We start from the raw sequence: 26,602 nt of genomic DNA on the forward strand, positions 1-26,602 counted from the left end.
GTTCTCCTCGACCCGGGCGTCAGAAGTTTTTTCCGAGCATCTCGCGTAACGTCGAGACATCCATTACCGATTCCGCCAGCAGCTTCTTCAGCCGCGCGTTCTCGTCCTCGAGCTGCTTCAGGCGCTTGGCCTCCGACACCTCAAGGCCACCGTACTTCGAGCGCCACTTGTAGAAGGTCGCATCGCTGATCCCGTGCTTGCGACACAGATCCGACGCCGACAGGCCTGCCTGATGCTCCTTCAGAATGCCGATAATCTGCTCTTCGCTGAACCGACTGCGCTTCATCGTCCATCTCCTCGTCAGAGGAACAGACTAACCTCACAATGCGGAGCTTTCAGGGGAGCAGGTCACAAGACCCGCACCAGTGCCGAGTGGGTCCGCGCCCTGGCCGAGAGCCAGCGCGCCGGCCGCATCGCCCTGGTCGGCGAAACGCGAGCGACGCCCGCGACGTGATGGTGGAGGGGGAGAGCGGGCTTCTGGCCTGCTGCCCGCCCTGGGCGCGGCCGCTCTACGAGCCGTCGAAGCGGCGGGTGACCTGGCCGAACGGGGCGATGGCGACCTGCTTCTCGGCGGACGATCCGGACCAGCTCCGCGGCCCGCAATTCGACGCGGCCTGGGCCGACGAGATCGCCAAATGGCGCTACGAGGCGGCCTGGACCTGGAACGCCGCCTATCCGGAAACGCCGATGCCGGCGGAGGTGGCGGCCGTGGTCGGGGCCGTTATCTCGCCGGTCTTCGACATTGTCGTCGCGGTCCGCGATGCAGTCGTCGGCCGGATCTCTCAGTCGCTCGGCGGCGCTTCCCAACCATAATGCTCGCGCATGAATCCGGCTGAGAACTTGCCGGAATTCCAGTCCTCCGCCAGGGTTTCGGCCGGCCGTTGCTCCGGCGGGCCGTAACCGCCGGAGCCTGGCGTCTCTACGATGGCGCTGTCGCCCTGGCGCAGCGGAGCGTCGCCGAACTTGGTCGGCATGTCCTTGGTCTCGCCTTCCTTGGTGCGAACCGAGAAATGGCCCGAGCGTCCGGGCTTGCCGCCGAACACGCCCCAGGGCTGGTGGCGGAAGCGCTCGCCGATGCCGGTGAAAACGCAGTCGTGTCCCACCGGCGTCACGACCCGGCGCAGGCCGGCCCCGCCGCGCCAGGTACCGGCCCCACCGGAATCCTCGATCAGGCCATAGGCCTCCACCAGCAGCGGATACTCCATCTCGATCGCTTCCACCGGCAGGTTGGAGGTGTTGGTGATGTGGACCTGCACCCCATCCTTCCCGTCGCGGTCGTTCCGGCCGCCGAACCCTCCCCCGAGTGTCTCCAGATAGACATAGGGCCGGCCAGAGCGCGGATCGGTCCCGGCGAAGATCGCCATCGAGTTGGCGCCGTTGGCCGCCCCCACCACCTTGTCCGGCAGCGCGTCGGCCAACGCACCGATCACCACGTCGACGATGCGTTGCGAGGTATGCGCCCGCGACGCGACCGAAGCAGGCTCCACACAGCTCACCACCGTGCCCGGCGGTGCCGTCACCGTCACCGCATCGATGACGCCGTGGTTGTTCGGGATCTCCGGATCCAGCATCGCCTTGAGCACGTAGCACACCGCCGCGATCGTCCCATTCAACGGGATGTTCACGTTGCCAGGCACCTGTTCTTGCGTGCCGGTGAAGTCGAAGACCGCGCTGTCGCCGTCGATGGTGATGGTCACGGCGATCTTGATGTCGTCGAGGCCCGCCCCGTCATTGTCCATGAAGTCTTCAAAGCTGTAGATGCCGTCCGGGATGGCGGCGATGCTCTCCTTCATGCGGGCGTGGGTCCGGCTGATGATGCCGTCGAACACCGCTTCGACCGTCTCGCGCCCGTTGCGCCCGACGATTTCCAGTAGCCGCCGATGCGCCAGGCGCAGGGCCGCGAACTGGGCGTTGTAGTCGCCCCGCCGCTCCTCCACGACGCGCACGTTCAGCAGGATCAGGTCGAACAGGTCCTGGTCCAGCACGCCCCGGCGGAACAGCTTGATGAGGGGAATGCGCAATCCCTCCTGATAGATCGAGGTCATGCCGCCGGCCATGGAGCCGGGCGACATCCCGCCGACATCGGCATGGTGCGCGATGTTGCACACGAAGCCGACCAACTCCCCGTCCGAGAACACCGGCATGGCCAGGTTCACGTCCGGCAGGTGCGTGCCCCCGCCGACATGCGGGTCGTTGGCGCAGAACACGTCGCCTTCGTGGATCTCCGAGACCGGATACTTCTCCAGCAGTTTCTGCATCAGCCCCAGCATCGAGGCGAGATGGATCGGGATCGATCCCGACGCCTGCACCACCAGTCGGCCGTTGCGGTCGACGATCGCGGTGGAGTGGTCGTGGCGCTCCTTGATGTTGGTGGAATAGGCGCTCTTCATCAGGGCGACGAAACTCTCGTCGGCCACGGACTGCAGCGCGTTGAAGACGATCTCGGTGGTGATCGGATCGGGCCCGGTTGTCTTGGTCTCGGCGCTCATCGCGACACCTCGATGATCAGGTTGAGGGCGGCGTCCACCGTCACGGTGTCGCCGGGATGGACCACGGTGGTGGCGTCGAGCTGGTCGACGATGGCGGGCCCCTTGAAGGACTGCGCCGGGGCCAGCTTGGCGCGGTCGTAGACCGGGGTGTCGTGCTCCTTGCCGTCGAACCAGACCGGCCGGTGTGCTGTCGGCGCGGGGGGCTTGCCGGCATCGCCCGCGACCATCGGCGGGGGAATGCGTTCCGCCTCGCCGATGGCGGTCAGGCGCAGGTTCACCGTCTCGATCGGATCGTCGGCCGTATAGTGGCCGTAGGTCTTCTCGTGCGCGGCGAAGAACCGGCGCTTCATCTCCGCGATATCCGGCAGCGACGGCACCGAGCCGTCGGTCTCGTCCGTCGCGACCAGCAGCTCGAAGTTCTGCCCGACATAGCGCAGGTCGATGGCCAGTCGCAGGCGGCGACGGGCCGGCGTGATCTCCTCGGTCTCGAACCAGGCCTGGGCCGCCGCCGCCATGGGCGCGATGGCCGCGTCGATATCGGCGCGGCTCGTTTCCGCCAGGGGCAGTCGGGCGGTGGCGACGAAATCTTCCTTCAGATCGGAGACGACCAGGCCCTGAGCGCAGAGAATGCCCGGCGCGGGTGGCACCACGATCTCTGCCATGTCCAGGGCCCGGGCCACCTCGCCGGCATGCAGGGCGCCGGCGCCGCCGAACGGCATCAGCACGAAGTGGCGCGGGTCGTGACCGCGCTCCACCGAGACCGTGCGGATGGCGCGGACCATGTTGGCGGTGACGATCCCGAGAATGCCTTCGGCCGTCTTCTCGATGGAGAAGCCGAGCCTGTCGGCGATCGGTTGGATCGCCTGCTTCGCCAGATCGAGATCCAGGGTCATCGCCCCGCCGATCAGGCTGCCGGACAGCCGGCCGAGCACCAGGTTGGCGTCGGAGACGGTGGCCTCGGTGCCGCCGCGGCGGTAGCAGGCCGGACCCGGTACCGCACCGGCCGAGGCCGGACCCACCTTCAGCAGCCCGTCGCGATCGAACCAGGCGATGGAGCCGCCGCCGGCACCCACCGTATCCACATCGACGATCGGCAGGCGGACCGGGAAGCCCGCAACCTCGCGGCCGAAGCCGATCTCCGCTTCGAAGTCGCGGATCAGCGCCACGTCGGCGCTGGTGCCGCCCATGTCCAGGGTGATCACGTTCGGCTTGCCGGCCAGCCGCGCCACATGGGCGGCGCCAACGGCACCGGCCGCGGGACCCGACAGGGCGGTGCGGACCGGGAAGTCCGCGGCCCGCTCCACCGACATCAGCCCGCCGCTCGACTGGTTGATGCCGAGACGCGCCTTCGGCGCCCTCTCCTCGAGCTCCTTCCCCAGATGCCGCATATAGCGGCCGATCAGCGGCTGCAGATAGGCGTTCAGCGCCGCAGTGGAGAACCGTTCGTACTCCCGGAATTCGGGCTGCACCGCGCTCGACAGCGACACCGCCACGTTCGGCAGCCGTTCCGCCAGTCGCTTGCCGATCTTCTGTTCATGTTTCGGGTTCAGGAAGGCGAACAGCAGGCAGACCGCGACCGCTTCCGCGCCGGAGGCCTCCACCTGATCGATTGCCGCGTCGATGGCTGCGTCCTCCAGGGCGATGCGCGGCGTACCGTCGGCCATCATCCGTTCGCGCACCTCGAAGCGGTGTTTGCGCGGAATCAGCGGCGGCGGCGCGTCGGCCTTCAGGTCGTACATCTTCGGGCGGATCTGCCGGCCGATCTCCAGCAAGTCGCGGAAGCCTTCCGTGGTGATCAGCGCCAGCGCCGCACCCTTACGCTGGATCAGCGCGTTGGTCGCGACGGTCGTGCCGTGAGCGAGGCGGGTGATCGAGTCGGCCGGGATGCCGTTGGCCTTCGACAGGGCGTCGAGCCCTTCCAGAATCGCTTCCGCCGGGTTGTGCGGCGTGGACGGGGTCTTGTGCACGACGACCTGGGCGCTGTCGCGGTCGACCGCATAGAAGTCAGTGAAGGTGCCGCCAACGTCGACACCGATGAACCAGGACATGCGAACTCCGTCAGCGCTGATTGCCGAAAGTCATGTAGTAGGACGAAGCTTCCACCGACGAGGTCGGTAGGTCGTAGGGCTGCAGCACGTCGTTGCCGAACGCCGCCTCCAGGGCCAGGGTGGCCGTCGCCGGAGTATCGGTGTCGAGGATCACCAGCCATTCCTGCTTCATGTCGGCCGGCACCGGCTTGCCCTGGGCCTTGATGCCTTCGGCCACCACGTCCAGGTCGTTCTCCAGCACGCAGGCGCCGAGCACGCCCGGGCGCTTGATCACTTCCGGCAGGATCTGCTCGGCCAGGGCCTTGCGGAGATCGGCCTTCTGAGCATCGGCCGGGAAAAAGCGGGCGAGGCCGGCGGCACCGGTGAAGCCGTGTGTCAGGTCGACCGTGCATTCCACGGTGAGCCGGTCGAAATGGGTGAACAGCGCCATCACCTTCTTCGACCAGGGCGACTGGTCGCCCAGCAGCTTCATGTATTCCGGTGCGCAGAGGTCGCGGACGGTGTCGGTCTCATAGGTGGCGAAATACTTAACCTTCGCGCGGTCGTCGGCCGCCAGATAGCGGCGCGCCCGTTTGAAGCCGGGCATGAACACCCGCTCGTCCACATGCTCGCGGTTGTACCACTCGTTGAACTCTTCCTCGTGCTCGCCGGCGACCTCGGTAAAGGTGACCAGCATGCCCTTGCCATATAGCGGCATCGTTCTCTCCGTCGGTGGTCTGTGTCGCGGCGGGTGATCCCACGGACCGCTGTCGCGCGGGCGCAGATCTCACCGCGTATGATGGGGTGCTGCCAAGGGTGTTTCTTAGATCCCGCCGACACATATTTCCATGGCCGCGCCATATCCGCTTATGACGGCGGCGCCGGTACTCAGGCGATCAGCCGCTGGGCGAAGTCCTTCAGCGCCATGCCTTCCGCACCGCCCAGCCGTTTCGCCGTCTCGTTCACCCGACTCAGCACACCGTCCTCATAGGTCGAGCGTCCGTCGCCGATGCGGGCACTCATCGCCGCGACCGTGCCGGCGGCGATGCCCCGATCATCCAGGGCGGGCAGGCGGGAGAAGCCGGCGCCGTCCGCCCCGCCGCCGGCGTCGTTGTAGAAGGCTGCATAGCCGTCGACCTTCAGCGCCGTCATCGGGTCGGTGCCGAGCATGCCGCCATGGCTGCCGCAGACGATGACCTGGCCGACATCCTGCGGTCCGATCAGCGACGCGGAATCCGCCAGGACGACGTGCCGGCCGCTCGGCCCCGGCGGCAGCTCCGTGCGGGCCTCCTCATAGACCGGGATCTCGGCCGTGACCGTCGGCGCGAGGGTCAACAGCTGGGCCGCCTCCATGACCGGCTGCCCGACGGCCACGCCGACGGTCCGCGCCACCTCGTTGACGGTGGAGATCGCGCCCCGCGCCGCCATGTCCTCGGCGTTGCCGATCCGAGCCGACATGGTGTCGATCGCCGCATAGGCCAGCCCCAGCGCGTCGCACCAGGCCGCGCCCCCGACGCCGGCATCGTCCTTCCCCCGCCCCGCGTCGTTCAGGATCATCGCCCGCACCCCGGCCTTAGCGGCGCAATAGGCGGCATAGACTCCGCCATGGGACGCCGAGACCAGCACCGCGCCGATCCAGGCTCCGGTCGGCTTGGTGACGCTGTCGGCGAGGATGATGGCGGCGGGCGGTTCGGACATGGTCGGATACCCTGCGGTTCGATCCGGCCATGGTGGCCGCAGTCCCGCCCAGGGTCCAGGCTCCGTCATCCGCCCGTCAGCCCGGCTGGAAATCGAAGACGCAGAGCACGCGGCTCACCGGCTCGTCGATGCGGCCGAAGGGCAGGCTGAGAACGCTGAACGCCGTCCAGGGCCTGGCGGAAAAGCTGAACGGCCCCTGGTACCAGTAGGGTTGGCTGGCCTCGACGATCCAGTGCAGCCGCTCGGCCGCGGCGTGCCCGCCCGGCGTTTCGTCGGTGCGCCGGTTTGTGCTCTCGTATCCGACCGCGTCGCGATAGGCGGTACCGGTCAGACGGGTCCGGAACCGCCTGGTGTCCCGCTCGTATTCCTCGAGCACGAGAAACGGCAGGGCCGCCGTCGGAAACGCCAGAGGATCGATGCAGTCCGGACTCGGCAGGCCGCCACCCAAGTGCGAGTCCTGCCAGTATCTGAAGAGCATCCTCTGATTTTGATCAGTCAACGCGTCGATATCATGGAATGGTCGAACCCAGACGCCAGACATTGAATTAAATTCGGACCGACTTTCGCTCACCAGGCCCCCACCTGAATTCACGGCGATACCAGATACTTGGCTAATGGTGAGATCCATGCCAGTGAAATATTCCAAACATACCTATACTTGTCTTCATGCATTGGGTTCGGGAATACGGTTGTATGGTCCGCGTCTGCGGGTCTCACGGGCGACCGCGATAGACCGGCACGTCCTGGCTCGGGATCCACAGCCCCTTGGGCGGCTCGCCGGTCTGGTAGAACACGTCGATCGGCATGCCGCCGCGCGGGTACCAGTAGCCGCCGATGCGCAGCCATTTGGGGGCCAGCAGGTCCGTCACGCGCTTGGCGATGTCGATGGTGCAGCCCTCGTGGAAGGCGCCGTGGTTGCGGAACGATCCCAGATAGAGCTTCAACGACTTGCTCTCCACCAGCCAGTCGGTCGGCACGTAGTCGATGATCAGGAAGGCGAAATCCGGCTGGCCGGTCACCGGGCAGAGCGAGGTGAACTCCGGCTGGGTGAACCGCACCACGTAATCGGTGCCGCGATGTGGGTTCTCCACCTTTTCCAGCACCGCCTCCTCGGGCGAGGCGGGCAGGGCGGTGGCACCGCCGAGCTGGTTCAGGCCGCCGTAGATCGTCTGGTCGCTCATCGTCTCAATCCTCGTTCATCCGGTCCGGCCGCCCATTCCGCCAGGACCTCCCGGTCGTTCTCCCGCGCCGGCCGGTCGCCGGGCGCACCCCCCAGCCGCAGATATGCCCAGACGGCGGCGCCGCGCACCAGCGCACTGTCGTCGTCGAGCAGCGACGCCACACTGGGCAGGGCATCGGCCGTGCCGGAGTTCCCGAGCGCGATCAGGACGTTGCGCACGAAGCGGTCGCGGCCGGTCCGCTTGATCGGCGAGCCGGAGAACCGGGCCCGGAACGCTGCGTCGTCCAGACCCGCCAGCTCGCTCAGCAGCGGCAGGGTGAGGTCCTCGCGGGCGACGAAGGCGGCCTCGCGGGCGGTCTCGGCGAACTTGTTCCAGGGGCACACGGCGAGGCAGTCGTCGCAGCCGTAGATCCGGTTGCCCATGGCGGCGCGGAATTCCCGCGGGACCGGCCCCTTGTGCTCGATGGTCAGGTAGCTGATGCACCGACGCGCATCGAGCGTGTAGGGGGCTGGGAAGGCGTCGGTCGGACAGATGTCCAGGCAGCGTCGGCAGGAGCCGCAATGGTCGGTCTCCGCCGCGTCCGGGGTCAGGTCCAGGGTGGTGAAGATCTCGCCCAGGAACAGCCAGGACCCGTGCTCGCGACTGACCAGGTTGGAGTGCTTGCCCTGCCAGCCCACCCCGGCGCTGGCGGCGAGCGGCTTCTCCAGCACCGGGGCGGTGTCGACGAAGACCTTCACCTCGCAGTCCAGTTCCGCATGCATCCAGCGGGCCACCCGCTTCAGCCGCTTCTTCACCAGGTCGTGGTAGTCCCGGTTTCGGGCATAGGCGGCGATCACGCCCCGATCGGTGCGCCGCAGGTCGTCCAGCGGGTCGTGCTCCGGTCCGTAGTTCATGGCGCAGACGACCACGCTGCGCGCCTCCGGCCAGAGCGTCTTCGGATCGCGTCGGCGGTCGTGGGTGTCGGCCATCCAGGCCATTTCGCCGTGCTGCCCTGCGGCGACGAAGGCATCCAGCCGCGCCTGCTCCCGCGCGCCCACCTCGGCGCGGGTGATGCCGACCGCGTCGAACCCGGCGGCCCGTGCTTTGGCCTCGATGCGCTCGGCGAGGGTGGGGGCGTCCGTCATGTTCAAATCTTATCTTACCTCGTCATCCCGGACGGACCCGGATTTGATCCCGGACCGGGCCGGGACCCAGCGATGCCGCCAGGGTCCCGGTCTCGCCCCGGGTCGGGCCCGGGGACGAACCGGGCTGACGGTGTCGGAAGAAAAAGGCCGCGTCAAAGCGCCGGGATGTCCCCCGCCGCCTGCTGCTCGGCGAAGGCGGCGGCGAAATCCGCCAGCGTGCCCGCCTCCACGGCGCCGCGCAGACCGGCCATCAGCTCCTGATAGTAATGCAGGTTGTGCCAGGTCAGCAGCATCGGGCCGAGGATCTCGTCGGCCTTCTGCAGATGGTGCAGATAGGCTCGGCTGTAGCCGGTGCAGGCCGGGCAGGCGCAGTCGGCGTCGAGCGGCCGCGGATCGGCGGCGTGCCGGGCGTTGCGCAGGTTCACCGGTCCGCGTCGGGTCTGCGCCTGGCCGGTGCGGCCCGAGCGGCTCGGCAGCACGCAGTCGAACATGTCGATCCCGCGCGTGACCGCTCCCACCAGATCCCCCGGCTTGCCCACCCCCATCAGATAGCGCGGTGCGTCGTCGGGCAGGTGCGGAGTGGTCGCCTCCAGCACCCGGAACATCTCCTCCTGTCCCTCGCCGACCGCCAGCCCGCCGACGGCATAGCCCTCGAAGCCGATTCCGGTCAGAGCCTCCACGGATTCCCGCCGCAGGTCGTCATAGACGCTGCCCTGCACGATCCCGAAGAGCGTATGCCCCGGCCGGTCGGTGAACGCCTCCTTCGACCGTGCCGCCCATTTCATGCTCAGGCGCATGGAGTCCGCCGCCTGTTCGTGGGTCGCAGGATGCGGGGTGCATTCGTCGAAGGCCATGGTGATGTCGGAGCCCAGCAGGTGCTGGATCTCGATGGAGCGCTCCGGGGTCAGCCGGTGTTTGCTGCCGTCGATATGGCTCTGGAAGGTCACCCCGTCCTTGTCGAGCTTGCGCCGGCCGGCCAGCGACATGACCTGGAAGCCGCCGCTGTCGGTCAGGATTGGCTTGTTCCAGTTCATGAACCGGTGCAGCCCGCCCAGCTCGGCAATGCGCTCGGCGGTGGGACGCAGCATCAGGTGATAGGTGTTGCCGAGCAGGATCTCGGCACCCGTTTCGGCTACGGACTCGGGCCGCATCGCTTTCACCGTCGCCGCCGTGCCCACGGGCATGAAGGCGGGGGTCTCTATGGTGCCGTGAGCCAGCGTGAGGCGGCCGCGCCGGGCGGCGCCGTCCTTGGCCCAGGTCTCGAAGCCGATGGTCATGGCGTGGTCCTCTCCAGCAGACAGGCATCCCCGTACGAGAAGAAGCGGTAGCCTTGCGCGATCGCGTGATCGTAGGCCGCCAGGATCCGCTCCCGCCCGGCGAAGGCGCTGACCAGCATCAGCAGGGTCGATTTCGGCAGGTGGAAATTGGTCAGCAGCATGTCGACCGCCTTGAACCGGTAGCCGGGCGTGATGAACAGGTCGGTGTCGCCGGACCAGGCCGGAACGGTGCCGTCGTCATTGGCCGCGGCCTCCAGTACCCGCAGGGTCGTGGTGCCGGTGGCGACGATCCGACCGCCGGTGGCGCGGGTCTCGGCGATGGCCCGTGCGGTCTCGGCGGAGACCTCACCCCATTCGGTGTGCATCACGTGGTCGTCGGTGTCGTCCGCCTTCACCGGCAGGAAGGTGCCGGCCCCCACATGCAGGGTGACCAGCGCCCGCTTCACGCCCTTCGCTTCCACCGCCTGCAGCAGTGCCGGGGTGAAGTGGAGCCCGGCGGTCGGCGCCGCGACAGCGCCGTCGCGGGCAGCGAAAACCGTCTGATAGTCCTGGGAATCTTCCGCACCCTCGCCGGCGGCGCGCTTGATATAGGGCGGCAGTGGCATGGAGCCGTGGGCTTCCAGCGCGGCCATCAGCGCCGGCCCGCCGCAGGAGAAAGCGAGGGTGACCTCGCCGGCCTCGCCCTTGTCGGTGACGTCGGCGGCAAGGTCTTCCGCGAAGACGATCCGGTCGCCGGGGCGCAGTTTCTTGGCCGGCCGGGCGAAGGCGCGCCACACGGCATCGCCGTCGCGCTTGTGCAGGGTGACCTCCACCCCGGCCGCGCCGCGCCTGCCCTTCAGGCGGGCGGGAATGACGCGGGTGTCGTTGGAGAGCAGCAGGTCGCCCGGCCGCAGCAGGTCGGGCAGGTCGCGCACCACCCGGTCCGCCATTCGGCCGCCGGTCAGGTCCAGCAGCCGGGCGGATTCCCGCGGGCGGGCCGGGAAGCGGGCGATCCGCTCCTCCGGCAGGGTGTAGTCGAACAGATCGACGCGCATCCGGCGCCCGTCCTCAGATCGGCCGGACCGGGGCCTCCTGCCACTCCGCCGGCAGCAGGCGGATCAGCGCGCGGAACGGCACCAGCAGCAGCGCCGCCATGGCCAGCTTGGCGGCATAGTCGCCGAGCGCGAGCTGCACCCACGGCACCTGGGTCATGGCGAAGGCGCCGGCGAAGAAGATCGCGGTGTCCAGGGCCGAGGCGAAAAGCGAGGAGACCAGCGGCGCGCGCCACCAGGTGCCCTGGCGCAGCCTGTTGAAGATCCACACGTCGAGGAGCTGGGCGGTCAGGAAGGCGGCGCCGCTGGCCACGGCGATGCGCTGACCGAAGGCGTCGGTGGCGGCCATGAAGGACAGCACCACGCCGACCGCGAAACCGGCATAGACCACGCGACGCGCCGAGGCGGCGCCGAGGATCCGGTTCGACAGGTCGGTGACCAGGAAGGCGAGAGGATAGGTGAACGCGCCCCAGGTGAGCCAGTCGCCGATCGGATACTGGACGGCGATGTTGGAGACCAGGACGACGAGGCCGATGGCCACCATGGCGGCGACCAGGGCCGAACGTTCGGCGGCGTGCGTGCGCATGAGCGGCACCTCAACGGCAAGAGCGCGGAAAGCGCGGGGTTCTAACGCCGAAGCGGCGGAATGTCGAGGGTGTGTGCCGTCCGTTGCAAGCCATCAACCTTCATCCGTCATCCCGGCGACCTCCGGACCCGATCCGGAGGGCGGCCGGGACCGTGTCCCCAACGTCGGTTCCGGGTCCCGGCCGACCCTCGGTTCAAGCCCGGGGCTCGCCGGGATGACGGAGCATGGGAAATAGCGGCCACACCCTATTCCGGGAACTTGCCGTCCAGCACGCCCCAGATCTCGTGGGATTTCAGGTCGCGCACGGTGACGATGCGCTGGTCGCCGCGTTCCAGGATCTCCAGCAGCGTGCCGCAGGTCTGCTGGCCCAGCACCACGTCGTACCAGCCGGCCCGGCGGATGGCGCCGTCGGTGGTGAGAAGCTGCGGCGGGCCGAGCTCCTCTCGGGCCTCGTCGATGCTCCAATCCTCCACGTCGCCGTCCAGGTCCTCAAGCGACACGCCGCGCGAGGTCTCGCCGCAGCTCTCCCGCGGCTCGGCGCCATAGGGGGCGAGCTTGGCCAACTCCTCGCGGTCGGACCCGCAGCCCGCCAGCAACCCGCCGCAGAGCAACAGCAGGGCGGCGGAGCGGGTGAGGGAAAGTGCGGTCGTCGTCATGATCGTTCTCCGAACGTGGCGGGCCCCTACCGATGACGACTCAACCCCGTCCCGGTTTCCCGATCAAGTCTCCTGGCGCCTCCGTCCGGCGCGTCAGGCGTCCTCGCAGATCTTCGCGAGCATAGCCCGCACCGCCTTCAGCGAGGCGGCGGTCGCCGCCGGGCCGTCATGCGGCATGTGGGTCTCGATGACGATCGGCAACGCGCCGCCCGGGGCCGCGTTCAGGATCGTGGCGAGGCTGCCCGCGTGGTCGATCACGCCCTGGCCGACCGGCACATAGGTCTTGTCCGGGGCGAGATCCTTCACATGCACGGTGCCGCCCAGCCGGGCGGCGTGGACGAGTTCGTCCTCGCTCGGCGGCGGATGACCGGCGGACATCTGGTTGGCGAGGTCGATCGCCGCCTTCAGGCGTGGGTGCGGATGGTGGTCGGCGACGGCGATGATACCGGCCAGCGTGGCCACGTTGCAGACATGCTCGTTCTCCAGCACCAGATCCACCCCGTGGGCCTCCGCCAGGTCGAGCAGGAGCCCCAGGTCGTCGTCCAGATCCGCCGGGGTGAAGCCGGGATAGGCGAGGTAGGAGAAGACCCGGATCTGCCGGGCACCGAGCACGTTCGCGACCTCGAAGGCGTGCACCATGGCGGTCTCGTTGCTCATGGCGTCCGGGTCGAAGCCGTGGAAGTTGGTCCCCTCGGGCACCGGCATGCCCGGCCTGGTCCATTTCAGCAGGGGCGAGCAGTAGCAGCCCACCGTCAGCCCCGCGTCGGCCAGCCGTGCGGCCAGCGCCCCCAGTTCGTCATTGTCGAACAGAATGACGTTGCGCTCGTCGACGGCGCGGATATCGACCTGGGTGACATCGTGCTCGGCCGTGAAGGCCAGGACCTCGTCCAGGTCCTGGCTCACCTCGTCGGTGATCAGGGCGACGGTGGGGATGGCGGGCATGGGCGTCAGAGTCCGAGTCGCCAGCGGAGCAGGTCGATGCGGTCCTGGCCCCAGAAGATCTCGCCGTCCGGCAGGACATAGCTGGGCGCGCCGAACACCCCCGAATTGATCGCCTTCTGGGTGTCGGCGGTGAGCTGGTCGTTGTAGGTCGGCGCCGCCTCGATGATCGCCGCCCCGTCCAGTCCGGTCTCGTCGGCGATCGTCTTCACCACTTCGGTGTCGCCGGTGTCGCGGTTGTCGCGCCACAGGGCGGTCAGCAGCGCGTCGCTCAGCGCCAGGGCGTCGGCACCGCTCTCCCGCGCGGCGATGATGGCCAGCGAGGAGATCGGCGTGGTGATCGGGAAGGCCTTGGGCTCCAGCACCAGGGGGATGCCGAGATTATCGCGCCAGCGCTTCATCTCCATCATGCGGTAGGCTTGGCGCTGCGGCGCGCGCTTGGGCAGCGGCAGGCCACCGGAGACGGCGAAGACCGCGCCGAAATCGACCGCGTGCACGCCGACCGTCGCGCCGGTCTGCTTGACGATCTCCATGAACCGGCCGGATCCGAGATAGCTCCACGGGCTGGAGGTCGAGATGTAGTAATCGATGTGCAGGCTCACGGGTGGTCTCCCTCGGGTTCGGCATGGCGCTCGCGCAGCACGCGACGCATGATCTTGCCGGTTGTTGTCATGGGCAGGGCGTCGACGAACTCGACGATCCGGGGATATTCATGGGCGGCGAGCCGGGTCTTCACGTGGCTCTGGATCGCCCGCTTCAGCTCGTCGCTCGGTGCGTGGCCCTCGGCCAGGACGATGCAGGCCTTCACCGCCTGGGTGCGCAGCGGGTCCGGCACGCCGATCGCCGCCGCCAGGGCCACCGCCGGATGGGTCATCAGGCAGTCCTCGATCTCGCCCGGGCCGATGCGGTAGCCGGCCGAGGTGATGACGTCGTCGTCGCGGCCCACGTAGTGCAGGTAACCGTCGTCGTCGACGCGGCCGAGATCGCCGGTCAGCATCCAGTCGCCCACGTATTTTTCTTCCGTCGCCTCCGGCTTGTTCCAGTATTTCAGGAACATCACGGGGTCGCCGCGCCGCACGGCGATGGCGCCGGGCTCGCCGGGGGGCATGAAATTGCCGTCGCCGTCGACGATGGCGACCTCGTGGCCAGGTATCGGCTTGCCCATGGAGCCCGGGCGGACCTCCATGATGGACGCGCAGTTGCCGACCACCAGGTTGCACTCGGTCTGGCCGTAGAACTCGTTGATGGTGAAGCCGAAGGTGCGCCGGCCCCAGTCCAGCAGTTCCGCGCCGAGGCTTTCGCCGCCGGAGCCGATGGAGCGCATGGTGGGGCAGCGCGCGTCGGGCACCTGGCGCATCATCTTCAGCGCGGTCGGCGGCAGGAAGGCGTTGCGCACCCCGTGTCGGGCGATGAAGTCGAAGGCGGCCTCCGGCTCGAACTTGGCGAAGCGGTGGGCGACGACCGGCACGCCGTGGTGCAGGGACGGTAGCAGCACGTCGATCAGCCCGCCGATCCAGGCCCAGTCGGCCGGCGTCCAGAACCGGTCGCCCGGCTTGGGGAAGAACTCCTGGGGAAACTCCACCCCCGGCAGATGTCCCAGCAGCACCCGGTGGGCGTGCAACGCGCCCTTCGGCGGGCCGGTGGTGCCCGAGGTGTAGATGATGATCGCCGGATCGTCGGCCAGTGTATCGACCGGCGTGAAGCGGTCCGACGCGGCGGCGAGCGCCGGGGCGAAGGCCTCCCAGTCCGGTCCGTCGCGGCTCTCGTCGGCCACCAGCACCAGCTTCAGGTCCGGCAGCCGGTCGCGGATCGTCATGATCTTCGGCAGGCTGTCACGGTCGGTGACCAGGGCGGCGGCCCCGCTGTCCGACAGCCGGTACTGCAGCGCATCCTCGCCGAACAGGGTGAACAGCGGCACCGAGACCATGCCGGCCTTGTGGGCGGCGATGTGGGCGATGGCGGTCTCCGGGCGCTGGGGCAGCAGGATCGCCACCCGGTCGCCGCGGACCAGCCGCGCACCCGCCAGCACATTGGCCAGCCGGTTCGACGCCCGTTTCAACTCGGTGAAGGAGACCTCGCGGACCTGGCCGTCGCCCTGCACGTAGATCAGCGCCGTTCCGGCACCCGCCTCCGCATGGCGGTCGCAGATGTCCACGCCGATGTTGTAGCGCTCCGGTACCCGCCATCGAAAGCGGGCACGCGCCTCCTCATAGCTGGCGGCGGGCTCGAGCATGCATCCTCCCTTCGGAGATCAAAGCGCGCCGACAGGTTGTGGGCAAGGGCGCTGGTGTCCAGGGTTGATCGTGGACGGACGCGGGACGGGTGGGACGGCGATCTGAAGACCGGAACAAATGAGAGCTTATTCCGCTCCACGCCGGAAGCTGGCGGTGAGTGTGGCGTGGGGCGGGGCGGTTGGGCTACATTTTTCCCATGCGAGAGTTGAGCGAAGCCGAATTCCACCGTTACGCCCGCCACCTGATCCTCGACGAGGTCGGCGAGGAAGGGCAGGCGCGGCTGCTGGACGCCCGGGTCGTGGTGATCGGCGCCGGGGGGCTCGGCGCGCCGGTGTCGCTGTATCTGGCGGCGGCCGGGGTCGGCACCCTGGTGCTGGTGGACGACGACGCGGTCGACCTGACCAACCTGCAGCGCCAGGTCGTCCACATGACCGACGCGGTCGGCCGGCCCAAGGTCGACTCCGCCGCCGAGACCCTGGCCAGGATCAATCCCGGCATCGCGGTCGAGCGGGTGGCCGAGCGGCTGACGCCGGACAATGCCGGGCGGATCGTCGCCGGCGCCGATGTGGTGGTCGACGGCTCGGACAATTTCGCCACGCGCTATGCCCTGAACGACGCCTGCCGGGCGGCGGGCGTGCCGCTGGTCGCCGGCGCCCTGTCGCGCTTCGAGGGCCAGCTCACCACGGTGATGCCGGACGCGGACGCGCCCTGCTACCGCTGCCTGTTCCCCGAGACGCCGGATCCGGAGCTCACCCCGCGCTGCGAGGAGGCCGGGATTCTCGGTGCCGTCGCCGGGGTGATCGGCACGCTGCAGGCGACCGAGACCCTGAAGCTGATCCTCGGCCTGGGCGAGCCCATGAAGGGCCGGCTGATGCTGTGGGACGCGCTCGACATGTCGGTGCAGGAGATCCGGTACAAGAAGCGTCCGGGGTGCCGGGCCTGCGGGTGAGCGGTTCGTTTCCCGCTCCAATCCAACCTACCTCCGTCCCCAATTCCAGCCCCTCTCCGTCGTCCTGACGAAAGTCAGGATCAAGCACCGGCGCTGCGGAAGGGCAGGCGGCTCGGAAGGGCAGGTGGCAGGATCCTGATTTGCATCAGGATGACGGGGGAGGGAGTGGGGGGCGGCAGAGAGGGCGTGGAAGGGGCTACAACCCCTGCACCGGTTCCGGGAACGCCGGGAAATTGCTCTGGCCCTGGGTGCGGCGCCAGTGGTCCAGCGCCCAGTGCACGCTGGGGAAGGCCAGGTCGTCCCAGGGGATCTCGTCCCAGGTGAACAGGCCGACCTCCCGCGTCTCGTCGCCGGCCTTCACATCCGGGTCGAGCAGGCGGGCGCGGTAGATCATCTGTACCTGACTGATCCGCGGGATGTTGTAGATGCCGAGCAGGGCGTCGATCTCGATCTTGGCATAGGCCTCTTCCCAGGCCTCGCGCATCGCCCCCTCCACCGTGGTCTCCCGCTCCTCCATGTAGCCTGCCGGGATCGTCCAGTAGCCGTCGCGCGGATCGATCGCCCGGCGGCACAGCAGGAACTTGTCGCCCAGGGTGACCACCGAACCGACGACGATCTTGGGGTTGATGTAGTTGATGAAGCCGCAATCGTCGCAGACCAGCCGCTCGCGGTTGTCGCCGTGCGGCACGCGGCGGACGACGGGACCCTGCGGGCCGGAACGGGGAGGGGTGGCGTCGGACATGAGGGGAGTGTGGCGGCGCCGCGCGCCGCCCGCAACCGGGACGCGGCGATTTGGCGGGATGCCAGGCACAAAAAAAGCGGCCCAAAGCCGCCGTCATGTCCCGCAACCGGACCCGGTCAGACGAAGATGTCGAGATTTCCCCCGCGGCCGCTGCCCCGGCTGAACGCGAAGGCGGCCCGGTTGCCGTCCACCCGCTGCTCGCGATCCTGCTCGCTGTCGGGCCCGACGTCGTCGGCCTCGGAGTTCTGGCGAACCGGGTTGGAGGTCAGGTTGCGGGTGGAACTGGAGGACTGCTCCTGCTGCACGGGACGCGGTACCACCAGCCCGGCATTGGGCAGCGCGTTGGTCGGCGTCGATGTCAGAACGGGTTGAAGCATTTTCTGTCTCCACCCGTGAATATAGACCTTAACGCATCGGAATTCAAGGAACCGCGGAGTTCCGCGATTCTTACGACTCCGACGCGGCGGCGGCCCGTGCTCTCTTAACCAGTCTGACCAACTCCACCCGGGCGCCGTCGGCATCGGCCACCGGCGTGTCGAAGGGCAGGCGGGCGACCCTGCCGGCGCGCCGCAGGTCGGCGCCCTCGGCATCCACGCCGGTCATCGCCCAGCCCTCGCCCTCCAGGCCGAGCAGCACCTTGGCGTAGAGGGCGACGGCATCGGCATGGTCGTCGTTCATGTGGCCGACCACATCGGCTTCCCGCTCGGCCAGGGTGGGGTGGGCCTCGCCGAGGACCTCGCCGCCGTCGACCCAGTGGATCCGGCCGAAGCCGGCGACGATATGGGCGCGCTCCACCGACATCCGCCACACCGCGAAATCGCCAAACCCGGCATACATGTCGGCGGAGGGGTGGCGGGCCAGGTAGCGGGCGCGGTGCCGCGGGTCGTCGGTCTTCTCCAGGCGGCCCATCACCGTCGCCCGGGCGCCGGTCAGCGGCTCGTCGAGCCCGGCGGTGCCGTCGACCAGCAGGCTGGCGCGGGGATCGGCCAGGAGATTCCGGGTGTGATCCGCCAGGGTGGAGATCAGCAGGAGAGGCGACGCGTCCTGGTCGACCGCCATCATCACCAGCGAGGCATAGGGCCAGCCGGTCGGCGCTTCGGACTCGGCGCGCTGTACCGTCGCCAGCACCGCCCGGTCGCAGGAGCGCAGCAGATCGCGCACCGACCGGGCGGGAGAGGGTGTGGAAGACTTGGCGTCTGGATCGGTCATACCCATGCTATACATCGGGACGGGCGGCGATCGAAATGCGGCGCATTCGGGGCGCCGCCTGCATTCTTCGCCCCATTGCGGCCAAGCCCTTGCCGGAATGGGGGGGCAAACCCGAACTCTGGCAACGACGTGTTGCGGGAAAGGGGCGGATCATGACGAACACCATCGCGCTGGTCGACGACGACCAGAACATCCTGACATCGGTTTCCATGGCGCTGGAGTCGGAAGGCTTCCAGGTGCGCACCTACAAGGACGGCGAGGAGGCCCTGCGCGGCCTGAACCAGCGGCCGGTCGATCTGGCGGTGCTCGACATCAAGATGCCGCGCCTGGACGGGATGGAACTGCTGCAGCGCCTGCGCAAGACCTCCACCCTGCCGGTGATCTTCCTGACCTCCAAGGACGACGAGGTGGACGAGGTGCTCGGCCTGCGCATGGGCGCCGACGACTACATCCGCAAGCCGTTCTCCCAGCGCCTGCTGATCGAGCGCATCCGCGCGCTGCTGCGGCGCCAGGACCTGGCCCAGGACGAGTTCAATCCACAGTCGGAGGCGCCGCTGGTGCGCGGCGAGCTGGTGCTCGACGGCGCCCGGCACATCTGCTCCTGGGCCGGCAAGCCGGTGCCGCTGACGGTGACCGAGTTCCTGATCCTGCGAGCGCTGGCGGTGCGGCCGGGCCACGTGAAGAGCCGCGACCAGCTCATGGATGCGGCCTATGGCGACAACATCTATGTCGACGACCGCACGATCGACAGCCACATCAAGCGGATACGCAAGAAATTCAAGTCGGCCGACGACCAGTTCTCCAAGATAGAAACCCTCTACGGCGTGGGTTACCGGTACCGGGAGTGACCCGGGCCGGGCGACGGGCCGGGGATGACGGGGACTAAGGGGAACCGATGGCGGCGACGGGCCGAAATGACGGTAGCCGACACGGCTTGCGGGCCGATCCGAACGATCAGCCGCAATCGACAGGCCATGGGCGCGGCGCGTCCGATGCGGGGCGGACCCGGCGGGCGACCCCCAGGCGACGCAAGGTCTTCGCTCTGCGCTGGCCGTCGGTATCGGGACTGACCGCGCGCATCCTGGCGATCAACCTAGTGTCGATCGCCATCCTCTTCGTCGGCGTACTCTATCTCGACCGCTACCAGAACGCCCTGATCCGCGGCGAGCTGGACGCGCTGACCCGTCAGGCGGAGGTGATCGCCCGGGCGATCGGCGAACTCGGCATAGAGCCGAACGTGATCCAGGACGAGGGCCTCGATCCGGTGCGGGTGCAGCGCATCGTGCGACGCCTGTCGGTCGTCACCTCTTCGCGCATCCGGGTCTATCACCCCACCGGCGCGATGCTGGCCGACAGCCGACGGCTCGCCGGGCCGGCCGGCACCGTGCGCATCGTACCGCTGCCCCCGCCCATGGAGAACGAGCCCCTGGCCCGGCTCGCCATCGATCTCTACAACGCCATGGTCAACTGGCTGCCGCGCCGCGGCCAGCTCCCGATCTGGCGCGAGCAGCCGTCGGACGGCGGCGTGCTGAAGGAAGTCACCGCCGCGCTCGCCGGCACCACCGAACGGGCCGTCCGCAAGACCGAGCAGGGCGGGCTGATCCTGTCCACCGCGGTGCCGGTGCAGCGTTACAAGCAGGTGCTCGGCGCGCTGATGCTGTCGCTGGACGGCGACGAGATCGACACCGCCGTGCGCGAGGTCCGGTTCGAGATCCTGTCGATCTTCGCCTTCACCCTGCTGGTCACCATCCTGCTGTCACTGTACCTGGCGGGCACCATCACCCGGCCGATCCAGCGCCTCGCCCATGCCGCCGTGCTGGTGCGCAACAGCCGGCACCGACGGATCCAGATTCCCGATTTCGGCGGCCGGAAGGACGAGATCGGCGACCTGTCGCGCTCGATCCGCTCGATGACCGAGGAACTGTGGCGCCGGCTCGACGCCATCGAGGGTTTTGCCGCCGACGTCGCCCACGAGATCAAGAACCCGCTGACCTCCCTGCGCAGCGCGGTGGAGACGGCGGCGCGGATCGACGATCCGGAGCGTCAGCGCCGTCTGCTGGCCGTCGTCGTCGACGACGTGGAGCGGCTGAACCGGCTGATCACCGACATCTCCTCGGCCTCCCGCATTGCCGCCGAGATCAGCCGGGAAGAGGAGGAGCGGGTCGATGTCGGCGGGCTGCTGGGCGCCCTGGCGGAAGTCTACAAGGCGGCCCAGGAGGATCACGGCGGCCCGCCGGTCCGCGCCGAACTGACCGATCCGGAGAAGCTGTTCGTCAACGGCCACGAGGGCCGGCTGGTGCAGGTGCTGCGCAACCTGATCGAGAACGCGGTCAGCTTCTCGCCGTCGGAGGGCTCGGTGCGGCTGCGCGCCTATCGCGAGAACGGCGAGGTGGTGATCGTGGTCGAGGATGACGGCCCCGGCCTGCCGGAGGGCAAGCTCGACGCGGTGTTCGATCGGTTCTATTCGGAGCGGCCCGAGGGCGAGAAGTTCGGAACCCATTCCGGCCTTGGCCTGTCGATCTCGCGCCAGATCATCGAGGCCCACGAGGGCACGGTGCGCGCCGAGAACCGCAAGAGCCCGGACGGCAGGACGCTGGGCGCGCGCTTCCTCATCCGGCTGCCGGCGGCGGACGACTGAGGCAGCGGCTTCGGCGGAACAAATGAGGTGGGGCGGAGCGGGCCTCTCCGCCCCACCTCTGCGGCTCACCCTGCTTCCGACACTGCCCGCTTCAGGATCAGGAGCAGCATCAGAAGCTGGGTCAGGTCTGCCCGGGACCGGGGGGACAGTCTGGGCAGCCTCAGGATGACCCGGAGATCCCCGATCTGCCGGTCGAGCTGATCGGCATCCAGGGACAGGGTGAGCACGGTCATGGAACCAGGCGTCAGGCCGCCGAGTGTTTCACCTGGACCGGCGGGACCTGGCTCAGGAACCCTCGGTTGGCGTCGCGGATCGCCGCCGCCTTGGCGTCGAACAGGAACGGCAGGAAGGCGTAGCGGCGGCCGGCGGTGACCTTGCGGGCCTCGTGCAGCATCGAGCAGGAGAACACCACCGCGCCCCCGGTCGCCGGCTTGTAGAGATGCGGCCCGTATTCCGGAAACCACAGCTCCCCGCCCTCGAACTGCTCGGCGTTCAGGTTGATCGACACGGCGAAGCGGCGATGGGCGGTTCCGGATCCGCCGTTGTCGCGGTGGGCGCTGAAGAACCCGCTGTCGCCGCTGTCGTAACAGCCGACCATGAAGCGTTCGATATGGGTGGCGTCGAAGTTGTAGACCTTCTTGATCTCGCCGGTGAGCCGGTTGATCAGATTGCGCCGGATCCACGCCAGGGTGTCCCGGTTGCGGATCGGGGCATCGCGCCGGCGCTTGACGGAGTCGTCGAAGAAGCCGGTGGTGACTCCGTTCACGTCGCGCATCACGCCGCTGGGGCCGCCGCCGTTCTCCTCGTATTCGTCGATGAGCCGTCGGCACAGATCGCGCTCGAACACGTCCGGGACGTAGAGCACGGGGGCGTGGCCGCCGACCTGCGCCACCGGCGGGGCGGCGGGGATCCTGGACACCGCTGCCGCCAGCCGGTCCAGGAAGGTGTCGAGCGGGGCGAAGCTCAGGAAATCGGTCATGCGCAGATTGCGGCCGACCACGAAGCAGCCGTTGCGGACGACGCGATAGGTCTGGTCCGGCGTGCGGGCGTCCTCGACCATGCCGTAGGCGCGATGGATCTTCAGGTCCGTGTCCCAGAACGGCAGCGTCCGCCGGTCGTCGGACATCAGCGTGTCGGCCTGGCGGTCCTGCGGATGGGCGGTCACCAGATAGATCAGGATCCCGGCCCGATGCAGGGTCTTCTCCATGGAGCGCAAGAGGTTCACCGCCTCGGCGGCCTTGCCCCTGGTGCCGCTGCCGAGGAAACAGAGCAGCACAGTGCGGCCGGCCACCGCGTCGAACTCGAAGCGCGGATTGATCGGCGTGTCGGCGATGAAGGTCGGCAGGAAGTCGCCGGGGCGGAAGGTTGGATGCTGGTGCGCGGTCATGGGTCTCAGAATCCGGCGGAGGCGACGAGCTGGCGGGCGATCTCGCCGACCCGCCGCTCGGGCAGAGCGGCGGTGACGACGAAGGCGATGGAGTCGCGTCGCCCGAAGGCGACGGCGAAGTCGTTGTAGCTGGTGACGACCATCTCCCCGTCCGGCACGCCGACCGAATGCAGGCTGGCGCTGTTGACCGACAGGAGCAGCGAAACCGGGCGGGCCTCGCGGTCGAAGAACAGGAACTGGACGGCCGGGCCCTGATCGGTCGAGGCCATGTCGACCTTGGACAGGATCAGTCCGTTGGCCCTCAGACCCGCCGGGTCGATCCCCTCGGAGAACATCTCCGACAGCTTGGCGAAATCGACCGAGCCCACATCGGTGGCGAACATCGGCGCCAGGGCGAGGGTCCGGTGCGCCTCGGTCGCCTCGTCGATGAAGGCCAGCGGCCCGTCGGTGGCGTTGCCGGGACGGGGGGCGAGGATCTCCTGCGCCGTCCAGCCGACCACCGCGCCGATCACCAGCACGGCGGCGATCCGGGCCTGGGCGACCATGACCTGACGGCCCCGCCGCATCCAGCCATGGACCGTGGTGGCCCGGCTGAGCCGGGTCGCGGCGGCGCGCATCTGCTCGGGGATCTCATCGTCGACCGGCCTGCTTGCCAGGCCCGCGAGCAGGGACTTGTGTCGGGTATAGACCTCGATCCTGGCGGCCAGTTCCGGCGAAGCCCCGGCAGCCGCGGCGATCTCGCGGCGCCGCTGCGGGGACAGCTCGTCATCGACATAGGCGCCGACTTCCCAGTCTTCGATGCTGCCGGAGCCGTTCGTACCGTTGCCGTTCCTAGTGGACATCGCGTCCTCCAACCACGGTGAAGGGGGTGACAGATGAGTCGTCGTCTTCGAGCAGCCGGCGCAGCGCCTCGCGGCCGCGCGCCAGGCGCGAGCGGACGGTGCCGACCGGAATGTCCATGGCCAGCGCGATCTCGTCGGTGCCGAAGCCTTCCACCGAGACCAGCAGCAGCACCTCGCGCTGCTGCGGCGGAAGCTGGGCGATCGCGCCGAGCACGCGGCTCAGCTCCACGCTCGCCTCCTGGCCTCCGGCGACGGTGCTGGCCGCGTGCGCGAACCAGGAGGTTTCGCGGTCGCGCCGCGACCGGCTCTCGCGGATCGTCGAGCGGAAGGTGTTGTGCATGATGGAGAACAGCCAGACCCGCAGGTTCCGCCCGTCGACGAACCGGCCGGCATTGCGTACGGCCTTCTCCAGGGTCGCCTGGACCAGGTCGTCGGCGCCGACCGGGCTGCCGCAGAGCAGCCGCGCGTATCGCCGAAGCTGATGGACGTGATCGAGGATCTCGGAACTGGTGACCATCGCGGCCTTCTCCAGAAGGTAACGAAGGGTATACGCCGCCGCGTTCCGTGTTTATCCCGGCACCATCGAAATAAATTTCTGCTCAGAGCGCTGCGGCGAACGTTCGCACGGCATCGATGACCGCGTCCTGGCTGTCGAGATGCGGGGCGTGACCGCTGTTCTCGATCAGCAGGGGCTCGGAGCGGCCGGCGACCTGGTCGACGATGGCCCGGACCTGGGCCGGGGTGCCGTACTCGTCGTCCAGTCCCTGGATCGCCAGCACCGGGCACCGGACCTCCGGCAAACGGTGCTCCATGTTCCACGCGGCGAAGGGCGGCGACAGCCAGGCGTCGGCCCAGCGGTAGAACACTTTGTCCGCGCGCTCGGCTCCGTGGTGGCGCAGCAGGGCCGCCTTCAGTCGGCTGTCCGGCGCCTCGTAGGCGGTGACCGCGTCTCGAATGCCGGCGAGCGTGACCTCCTCCACGAAGACATGGGCCGCCTCGGTGACGCAGCCGGCGATCCGGTCCGGGGCCAGGGCCGCGGCGAGCAGGGCAATGGTCCCGCCATCGGAATGGCCGAACAGAATCGGACGGACGATTCGCTCCCGTTCCAGCAGGGCGATCAGCGCCTCGGCCTCGCGCTCGTGATAGTCGAGCCGGTGCCCGCCGCGCACCGGATCGTCGAAGGGTGGGGCGGTGCCGTGGCCCCGCCGGTCGGGCAGGATTCCGCCCTGGCCGAGGGCCGCGCACAGGGCGTCGGGAAACCCCCGCCACATGGTCGCGGCACCCAGTCCTTCGTGCAGAAACACGATCTCCGGTGCGGGGCCGTCGATGCGGGCGAGAGGTCGTTCGCTCATGCTTACCATTCCTGGAGATGCCGTCGTTGTTGCAGCGCAGCAAGGGTTGTCTAGTGCGGATTTGGCAATGGCTTGTGTCTTGCGGGGAAACAGGAATTCGCGTATCCAAATCACGACCCTGCTTCGGCGGGTCGAAAAAATAAAGCCACCGATCCGGCCATCCGCGCAAAGCGGAGGACAAAAGGGCGGGGCAAGGTCAGGGATGGATCCGGGAACGCGTCCGCTTGCGACTGCCGAACAGGGAGTCGTGCGTGCGGAGTGACAGGCCGTTAGTCCCTGCGTGCGACGTGGAGGACGAAGGGCTGATGTCTTATCCCGATCCGGCGGTCTACGACACGCTTCCGAAGCTGCTGCGGTACAACGTCGATCACCACGGCTCCGACATCGCGGTGCGCGAGAAGGATCTGGGCATTTGGCATGAGTGCACCTGGGCCGAGTATGGCGCCAAGGTGAAGCACATCGCTCTGGCGATCCGCGATCTCGGGGTGACGCGCGGCGACGTGGTCGCGATGATCGGCGACAACGACAGCGACTGGACGGCGTTCGAGATCGCGGCGCATACGGCCGGTGCCATGACCATGGGCATCTACCGCGACGCGCTCGAGGAGGAGGTCGGCTACCTGGCCGAATACGCCGAGGCCGCCCTGGTCTACGCCGAGAACCAGGAGCAGGTGGACAAGTTCCTGGCCCTAGGCGACCGGCTGCCGACGCTGAAGCACATCGTCTATGCCGACGACCGCGGCATGCGCAAACGCTCCGACCCGCGGCTGGTCTATCTCGAGACGCTGATCGCCGCCGGGATCGAGGCCGACCGCAAGGCGCCGGGCGCCTTCGACCAGATGGTCACCGCCACCAAGGCCGAGGATGTGGCGATCCTGTGCACGACCTCGGGCACCACCTCCAATCCGAAGCTGGCGATGCTGCCCCACGGCCGGTTCGTGCGGCACATCCACACCTACCTGGCCGCCGATCCGAAGGGCCCGCACGACGAGTATGTCTCGGTGCTGCCGCTGCCCTGGATCATGGAGCAGGTCTATGTCTTCGGCTTCGGGCTGGTCTCGCGCATGAAGGTGAACTTTCCGGAGAGCGAGGAGACCAGCTTCGCCGACCTGCGGGAGATCGGTCCGACCTTCCTGCTGCTGGCCCCGCGGGTGCTGGAACAGATCGCCGCCGACATGCGCGCCCGGATGATGGATGCCTCGTCCCTGAACCAGTGGCTGTTCGACAAGGGGCTGAAGATCGCGGTCGACGCGGTCGAGCACGGCCGGCATTCGACCCTGGCCAACATGATGGTGATGGGCGCCCTGCGCGACCGGCTCGGCTTCGGCAACGTCACGTCGGCGGCAACCGGCGGTGCCGCGATGGGGCCGGACACCTTCAAGCTGTTCCTGGCCATGGGGGTTCCGCTGAAGCAGCTCTACGGCCAGACCGAGACCCTGGGCGCCTATACCCTGCAGGACGGCAAGGAGCTCGACGTCGACACGGTCGGCATCCCGTTCGAGGGCTGCGAGGTGAAGATCGAGAACCCGGATCCCGAGGGCGTGGGCGAGATTGTCACCCGCCATCCCAACATGTTCACCGGCTACTACAACAACCCGGAGGCGACGGCCTCGGACCTCCGCGACGGCTGGATGCATACCGGCGACGCTGGCTACTTCGACGCCAAGGGCCGTCTGACGGTGATCGACCGGGTGAAGGACATGGCCGAGACCTCCACCGGAGTGAAATTCTCGCCGCAATACATCGAGAACAAGCTGAAATTCTCGCCCTATGTGGGCGAGGCGGTGATCCTGGGATCCGGCCATCCGTACCTGACCGCGATCATCTGCGTGCGGTTCTCCACCGTGTCCAAATGGGCGGAGAAGAACCGGGTCGGCTTCACCTCCTATACCGGCCTGTCTGCCGACGAGCGGATCTATGAGCTGATCCGCGGCGAGGTGGAGCAAGTCAATGCCGGTCTGCCGGAGCATCAGCGGATCCGCCGCTTCCTGCTGCTCTACAAGGAGCTGGACGCCGATGACGGCGAGCTGACCCGCACCCGCAAGGTGCGCCGCGGCGTGGTCTCCGAGCGTTACGGCCAGCTCATCGACGCGCTGTACGGCGACGCGGGTACCGCGCGTCTCGATACCGAGGTGATGTTCGAGGACGGCCGGCGCACGCGGGTCCAGGCGGACATGACGATCATGGAAGTCGGCGGCGATGCGCCGTCCGGCGACCTCAGAAAGGCGGGCTGACCGTGGC

General features: G+C 68.4%; 27 protein-coding genes and 1 pseudogene. 5 read left to right on the top strand and 23 right to left on the bottom strand.

Features of this window, described 5'->3' with window-relative positions; genetic code table 11:
- Nucleotides 1–286 (bottom strand): annotated as a pseudogene (locus BLS34_RS13570) (transposase); the annotation flags it as partial.
- A gap of 167 nt (nucleotides 287–453) precedes the next feature.
- Between BLS34_RS13570 and BLS34_RS26205 the strand changes: the two are divergent.
- Nucleotides 454–813: a terminase large subunit domain-containing protein gene (locus BLS34_RS26205; RefSeq protein ID WP_245701984.1), complete on the top strand. Its 360-nt coding sequence runs from the start codon at nucleotides 454–456 to the stop codon at nucleotides 811–813.
- Here BLS34_RS26205 and BLS34_RS13580 read toward each other — a convergent pair.
- From BLS34_RS13580 to BLS34_RS13645, 14 genes are all read right to left on the bottom strand, one after another.
- The gene (locus tag BLS34_RS13580) at nucleotides 783–2,489 is read right to left on the bottom strand and encodes a hydantoinase B/oxoprolinase family protein (protein ID WP_093151070.1); all 1,707 of its coding nucleotides are present in this window, start codon (nucleotides 2,487–2,489) and stop codon (nucleotides 783–785) included. The genes BLS34_RS26205 and BLS34_RS13580 overlap by 31 nt on opposite strands.
- Nucleotides 2,486–4,537 (bottom strand): hydantoinase/oxoprolinase family protein, encoded by a 2,052-nt coding sequence (locus tag BLS34_RS13585; protein ID WP_093151071.1) that lies wholly within the window; start codon nucleotides 4,535–4,537, stop codon nucleotides 2,486–2,488. Before BLS34_RS13585 ends, BLS34_RS13580 begins: the two co-directional genes overlap by 4 nt.
- Nucleotides 4,538–4,547: 10 nt before the next feature.
- The gene (locus tag BLS34_RS13590) at nucleotides 4,548–5,234 is read right to left on the bottom strand and encodes a DUF4286 family protein (RefSeq protein ID WP_093151072.1); all 687 of its coding nucleotides are present in this window, start codon (nucleotides 5,232–5,234) and stop codon (nucleotides 4,548–4,550) included.
- A 170-nt stretch (nucleotides 5,235–5,404) separates the two neighbouring features.
- Entirely contained in the window at nucleotides 5,405–6,214 is an 810-nt protein-coding gene (locus BLS34_RS13595) for a hypothetical protein (protein WP_093151074.1), read from the bottom strand.
- Between the two features lie 76 nt (nucleotides 6,215–6,290).
- Entirely contained in the window at nucleotides 6,291–6,692 is a 402-nt protein-coding gene (locus BLS34_RS13600; RefSeq protein WP_093151076.1) for a PAS domain-containing protein, read from the bottom strand.
- 235 nt (nucleotides 6,693–6,927) lie between these two features.
- Complete coding sequence (gene queF, locus BLS34_RS13605; RefSeq protein WP_093151077.1) at nucleotides 6,928–7,395, bottom strand: preQ(1) synthase; 468 nt, start codon at nucleotides 7,393–7,395, stop codon at nucleotides 6,928–6,930.
- On the bottom strand, nucleotides 7,392–8,519 hold the full coding sequence (queG, locus tag BLS34_RS13610) for a tRNA epoxyqueuosine(34) reductase QueG (RefSeq protein ID WP_093151079.1): 1,128 nt from the start codon (nucleotides 8,517–8,519) through the stop codon (nucleotides 7,392–7,394). The genes queF and queG overlap by 4 nt, the downstream gene beginning before the upstream one ends.
- Nucleotides 8,520–8,671: 152 nt before the next feature.
- Nucleotides 8,672–9,796, bottom strand: coding sequence for a tRNA guanosine(34) transglycosylase Tgt (gene tgt / locus BLS34_RS13615; protein WP_028793487.1), 1,125 nt, complete (start codon nucleotides 9,794–9,796; stop codon nucleotides 8,672–8,674).
- Entirely contained in the window at nucleotides 9,793–10,830 is a 1,038-nt protein-coding gene (gene queA, locus BLS34_RS13620; protein WP_093151081.1) for a tRNA preQ1(34) S-adenosylmethionine ribosyltransferase-isomerase QueA, read from the bottom strand. Before queA ends, tgt begins: the two co-directional genes overlap by 4 nt.
- Nucleotides 10,831–10,843: 13 nt before the next feature.
- Nucleotides 10,844–11,413, bottom strand: a complete 570-nt coding sequence (locus tag BLS34_RS13625) for a queuosine precursor transporter (RefSeq protein ID WP_028793489.1) — start codon at nucleotides 11,411–11,413, stop codon at nucleotides 10,844–10,846.
- A 245-nt stretch (nucleotides 11,414–11,658) separates the two neighbouring features.
- On the bottom strand, nucleotides 11,659–12,069 hold the full coding sequence (locus BLS34_RS13630; RefSeq protein WP_028793490.1) for a hypothetical protein: 411 nt from the start codon (nucleotides 12,067–12,069) through the stop codon (nucleotides 11,659–11,661).
- Between the two features lie 93 nt (nucleotides 12,070–12,162).
- A complete protein-coding gene (locus BLS34_RS13635) occupies nucleotides 12,163–13,011 on the bottom strand; it encodes a sugar phosphate isomerase/epimerase family protein (protein WP_093151084.1) in 849 nt (282 codons plus the stop codon).
- A 5-nt stretch (nucleotides 13,012–13,016) separates the two neighbouring features.
- Complete coding sequence (locus BLS34_RS13640) at nucleotides 13,017–13,610, bottom strand: 2-hydroxychromene-2-carboxylate isomerase (protein WP_028793492.1); 594 nt, start codon at nucleotides 13,608–13,610, stop codon at nucleotides 13,017–13,019.
- The gene (locus BLS34_RS13645) at nucleotides 13,607–15,241 is read right to left on the bottom strand and encodes an acyl-CoA synthetase (RefSeq protein WP_093151087.1); all 1,635 of its coding nucleotides are present in this window, start codon (nucleotides 15,239–15,241) and stop codon (nucleotides 13,607–13,609) included. Before BLS34_RS13645 ends, BLS34_RS13640 begins: the two co-directional genes overlap by 4 nt.
- A 197-nt stretch (nucleotides 15,242–15,438) precedes the next feature.
- On the opposite strand from BLS34_RS13645, the gene BLS34_RS13650 reads away from it, so the two are divergent.
- Nucleotides 15,439–16,191, top strand: a complete 753-nt coding sequence (locus tag BLS34_RS13650) for a HesA/MoeB/ThiF family protein (RefSeq protein ID WP_093151089.1) — start codon at nucleotides 15,439–15,441, stop codon at nucleotides 16,189–16,191.
- Nucleotides 16,192–16,387: 196 nt separating this feature from the next.
- Here BLS34_RS13650 and BLS34_RS13655 read toward each other — a convergent pair whose 3' ends face one another.
- The 3 genes from BLS34_RS13655 to BLS34_RS13665 form a co-directional block, all read right to left on the bottom strand.
- Nucleotides 16,388–16,933 (bottom strand): NUDIX hydrolase, encoded by a 546-nt coding sequence (locus BLS34_RS13655; protein ID WP_093151091.1) that lies wholly within the window; start codon nucleotides 16,931–16,933, stop codon nucleotides 16,388–16,390.
- 116 nt (nucleotides 16,934–17,049) lie between these two features.
- A complete protein-coding gene (locus BLS34_RS13660; RefSeq protein ID WP_093151092.1) occupies nucleotides 17,050–17,310 on the bottom strand; it encodes a hypothetical protein in 261 nt (86 codons plus the stop codon).
- 70 nt (nucleotides 17,311–17,380) lie between these two features.
- Nucleotides 17,381–18,142, bottom strand: coding sequence for a HugZ family pyridoxamine 5'-phosphate oxidase (locus BLS34_RS13665; protein WP_175474227.1), 762 nt, complete (start codon nucleotides 18,140–18,142; stop codon nucleotides 17,381–17,383).
- A gap of 152 nt (nucleotides 18,143–18,294) precedes the next feature.
- On the opposite strand from BLS34_RS13665, the gene BLS34_RS13670 reads away from it, so the two are divergent.
- A complete protein-coding gene (locus tag BLS34_RS13670; RefSeq protein WP_028793497.1) occupies nucleotides 18,295–18,990 on the top strand; it encodes a response regulator transcription factor in 696 nt (231 codons plus the stop codon).
- Nucleotides 18,991–19,037: 47 nt separating this feature from the next.
- On the top strand, nucleotides 19,038–20,780 hold the full coding sequence (locus BLS34_RS13675) for a sensor histidine kinase (RefSeq protein WP_093151097.1): 1,743 nt from the start codon (nucleotides 19,038–19,040) through the stop codon (nucleotides 20,778–20,780).
- Between the two features lie 65 nt (nucleotides 20,781–20,845).
- Here the strand turns inward: BLS34_RS13675 and BLS34_RS25935 are convergent, their stop codons facing one another.
- The 5 genes from BLS34_RS25935 to BLS34_RS13695 all read right to left on the bottom strand — a co-directional run bounded on the left by BLS34_RS25935 (nucleotide 20,846) and on the right by BLS34_RS13695 (nucleotide 24,361).
- Complete coding sequence (locus tag BLS34_RS25935; protein WP_156907223.1) at nucleotides 20,846–21,013, bottom strand: hypothetical protein; 168 nt, start codon at nucleotides 21,011–21,013, stop codon at nucleotides 20,846–20,848.
- Nucleotides 21,014–21,024: 11 nt separating this feature from the next.
- The gene (locus BLS34_RS13680) at nucleotides 21,025–22,167 is read right to left on the bottom strand and encodes a 2OG-Fe(II) oxygenase (RefSeq protein WP_093151099.1); all 1,143 of its coding nucleotides are present in this window, start codon (nucleotides 22,165–22,167) and stop codon (nucleotides 21,025–21,027) included.
- Nucleotides 22,168–22,172: 5 nt separating this feature from the next.
- Nucleotides 22,173–23,009, bottom strand: coding sequence for an anti-sigma factor family protein (locus tag BLS34_RS13685; RefSeq protein ID WP_093151100.1), 837 nt, complete (start codon nucleotides 23,007–23,009; stop codon nucleotides 22,173–22,175).
- The gene (locus BLS34_RS13690) at nucleotides 22,999–23,526 is read right to left on the bottom strand and encodes an RNA polymerase sigma factor (RefSeq protein ID WP_093151102.1); all 528 of its coding nucleotides are present in this window, start codon (nucleotides 23,524–23,526) and stop codon (nucleotides 22,999–23,001) included. Before BLS34_RS13690 ends, BLS34_RS13685 begins: the two co-directional genes overlap by 11 nt.
- Nucleotides 23,527–23,608: 82 nt before the next feature.
- Nucleotides 23,609–24,361 carry an alpha/beta fold hydrolase gene (locus tag BLS34_RS13695; protein ID WP_215906109.1) on the bottom strand — a complete coding sequence of 251 codons (753 nt, stop codon included), beginning with the start codon at nucleotides 24,359–24,361 and terminating at the stop codon, nucleotides 23,609–23,611.
- A 305-nt stretch (nucleotides 24,362–24,666) separates the two neighbouring features.
- On the opposite strand from BLS34_RS13695, the gene BLS34_RS13700 reads away from it, so the two are divergent.
- The gene (locus BLS34_RS13700; protein WP_093151107.1) at nucleotides 24,667–26,595 is read left to right on the top strand and encodes an AMP-binding protein; all 1,929 of its coding nucleotides are present in this window, start codon (nucleotides 24,667–24,669) and stop codon (nucleotides 26,593–26,595) included.
- The last annotated feature ends 7 nt before the right edge of the window (nucleotides 26,596–26,602 follow it).

This window comes from Thalassobaculum litoreum DSM 18839, from assembly GCF_900102465.1.
Lineage (GTDB): Bacteria > Pseudomonadota > Alphaproteobacteria > Thalassobaculales > Thalassobaculaceae > Thalassobaculum > Thalassobaculum litoreum.

Excerpts from the sequence above, each read along its gene's own strand:
- BLS34_RS25935 (WP_156907223.1), bottom strand. The coding sequence starts at position 21,013 with ATGACCGTGCTCACCCTGTCCCTGGATGCCGATCAGCTCGACCGGCAG.
- BLS34_RS13635 (WP_093151084.1), bottom strand. The coding sequence starts at position 13,011 with ATGCCCGCCATCCCCACCGTCGCCCTGATCACCGACGAGGTGAGCCAG.
- BLS34_RS26205 (WP_245701984.1), top strand. The coding sequence starts at position 454 with ATGGTGGAGGGGGAGAGCGGGCTTCTGGCCTGCTGCCCGCCCTGGGCG.
- BLS34_RS13695 (WP_215906109.1), bottom strand. The coding sequence starts at position 24,361 with ATGAGCGAACGACCTCTCGCCCGCATCGACGGCCCCGCACCGGAGATC.
- BLS34_RS13680 (WP_093151099.1), bottom strand. The coding sequence starts at position 22,167 with ATGACCGCGCACCAGCATCCAACCTTCCGCCCCGGCGACTTCCTGCCG.
- queA (WP_093151081.1), bottom strand. The coding sequence starts at position 10,830 with ATGCGCGTCGATCTGTTCGACTACACCCTGCCGGAGGAGCGGATCGCC.
- BLS34_RS13645 (WP_093151087.1), bottom strand. The coding sequence starts at position 15,241 with ATGCTCGAGCCCGCCGCCAGCTATGAGGAGGCGCGTGCCCGCTTTCGA.
- BLS34_RS13655 (WP_093151091.1), bottom strand. The coding sequence starts at position 16,933 with ATGTCCGACGCCACCCCTCCCCGTTCCGGCCCGCAGGGTCCCGTCGTC.
- BLS34_RS13630 (WP_028793490.1), bottom strand. The coding sequence starts at position 12,069 with ATGACGACGACCGCACTTTCCCTCACCCGCTCCGCCGCCCTGCTGTTG.
- BLS34_RS13665 (WP_175474227.1), bottom strand. The coding sequence starts at position 18,142 with ATGACCGATCCAGACGCCAAGTCTTCCACACCCTCTCCCGCCCGGTCG.
- BLS34_RS13685 (WP_093151100.1), bottom strand. The coding sequence starts at position 23,009 with ATGTCCACTAGGAACGGCAACGGTACGAACGGCTCCGGCAGCATCGAA.
- queF (WP_093151077.1), bottom strand. The coding sequence starts at position 7,395 with ATGAGCGACCAGACGATCTACGGCGGCCTGAACCAGCTCGGCGGTGCC.
- BLS34_RS13690 (WP_093151102.1), bottom strand. The coding sequence starts at position 23,526 with ATGGTCACCAGTTCCGAGATCCTCGATCACGTCCATCAGCTTCGGCGA.
- BLS34_RS13675 (WP_093151097.1), top strand. The coding sequence starts at position 19,038 with ATGGCGGCGACGGGCCGAAATGACGGTAGCCGACACGGCTTGCGGGCC.
- tgt (WP_028793487.1), bottom strand. The coding sequence starts at position 9,796 with ATGACCATCGGCTTCGAGACCTGGGCCAAGGACGGCGCCGCCCGGCGC.
- BLS34_RS13585 (WP_093151071.1), bottom strand. The coding sequence starts at position 4,537 with ATGTCCTGGTTCATCGGTGTCGACGTTGGCGGCACCTTCACTGACTTC.
- BLS34_RS13580 (WP_093151070.1), bottom strand. The coding sequence starts at position 2,489 with ATGAGCGCCGAGACCAAGACAACCGGGCCCGATCCGATCACCACCGAG.
- BLS34_RS13595 (WP_093151074.1), bottom strand. The coding sequence starts at position 6,214 with ATGTCCGAACCGCCCGCCGCCATCATCCTCGCCGACAGCGTCACCAAG.
- queG (WP_093151079.1), bottom strand. The coding sequence starts at position 8,519 with ATGACGGACGCCCCCACCCTCGCCGAGCGCATCGAGGCCAAAGCACGG.
- BLS34_RS13660 (WP_093151092.1), bottom strand. The coding sequence starts at position 17,310 with ATGCTTCAACCCGTTCTGACATCGACGCCGACCAACGCGCTGCCCAAT.
- BLS34_RS13625 (WP_028793489.1), bottom strand. The coding sequence starts at position 11,413 with ATGCGCACGCACGCCGCCGAACGTTCGGCCCTGGTCGCCGCCATGGTG.
- BLS34_RS13670 (WP_028793497.1), top strand. The coding sequence starts at position 18,295 with ATGACGAACACCATCGCGCTGGTCGACGACGACCAGAACATCCTGACA.
- BLS34_RS13650 (WP_093151089.1), top strand. The coding sequence starts at position 15,439 with ATGCGAGAGTTGAGCGAAGCCGAATTCCACCGTTACGCCCGCCACCTG.
- BLS34_RS13590 (WP_093151072.1), bottom strand. The coding sequence starts at position 5,234 with ATGCCGCTATATGGCAAGGGCATGCTGGTCACCTTTACCGAGGTCGCC.
- BLS34_RS13600 (WP_093151076.1), bottom strand. The coding sequence starts at position 6,692 with ATGCTCTTCAGATACTGGCAGGACTCGCACTTGGGTGGCGGCCTGCCG.
- BLS34_RS13700 (WP_093151107.1), top strand. The coding sequence starts at position 24,667 with ATGTCTTATCCCGATCCGGCGGTCTACGACACGCTTCCGAAGCTGCTG.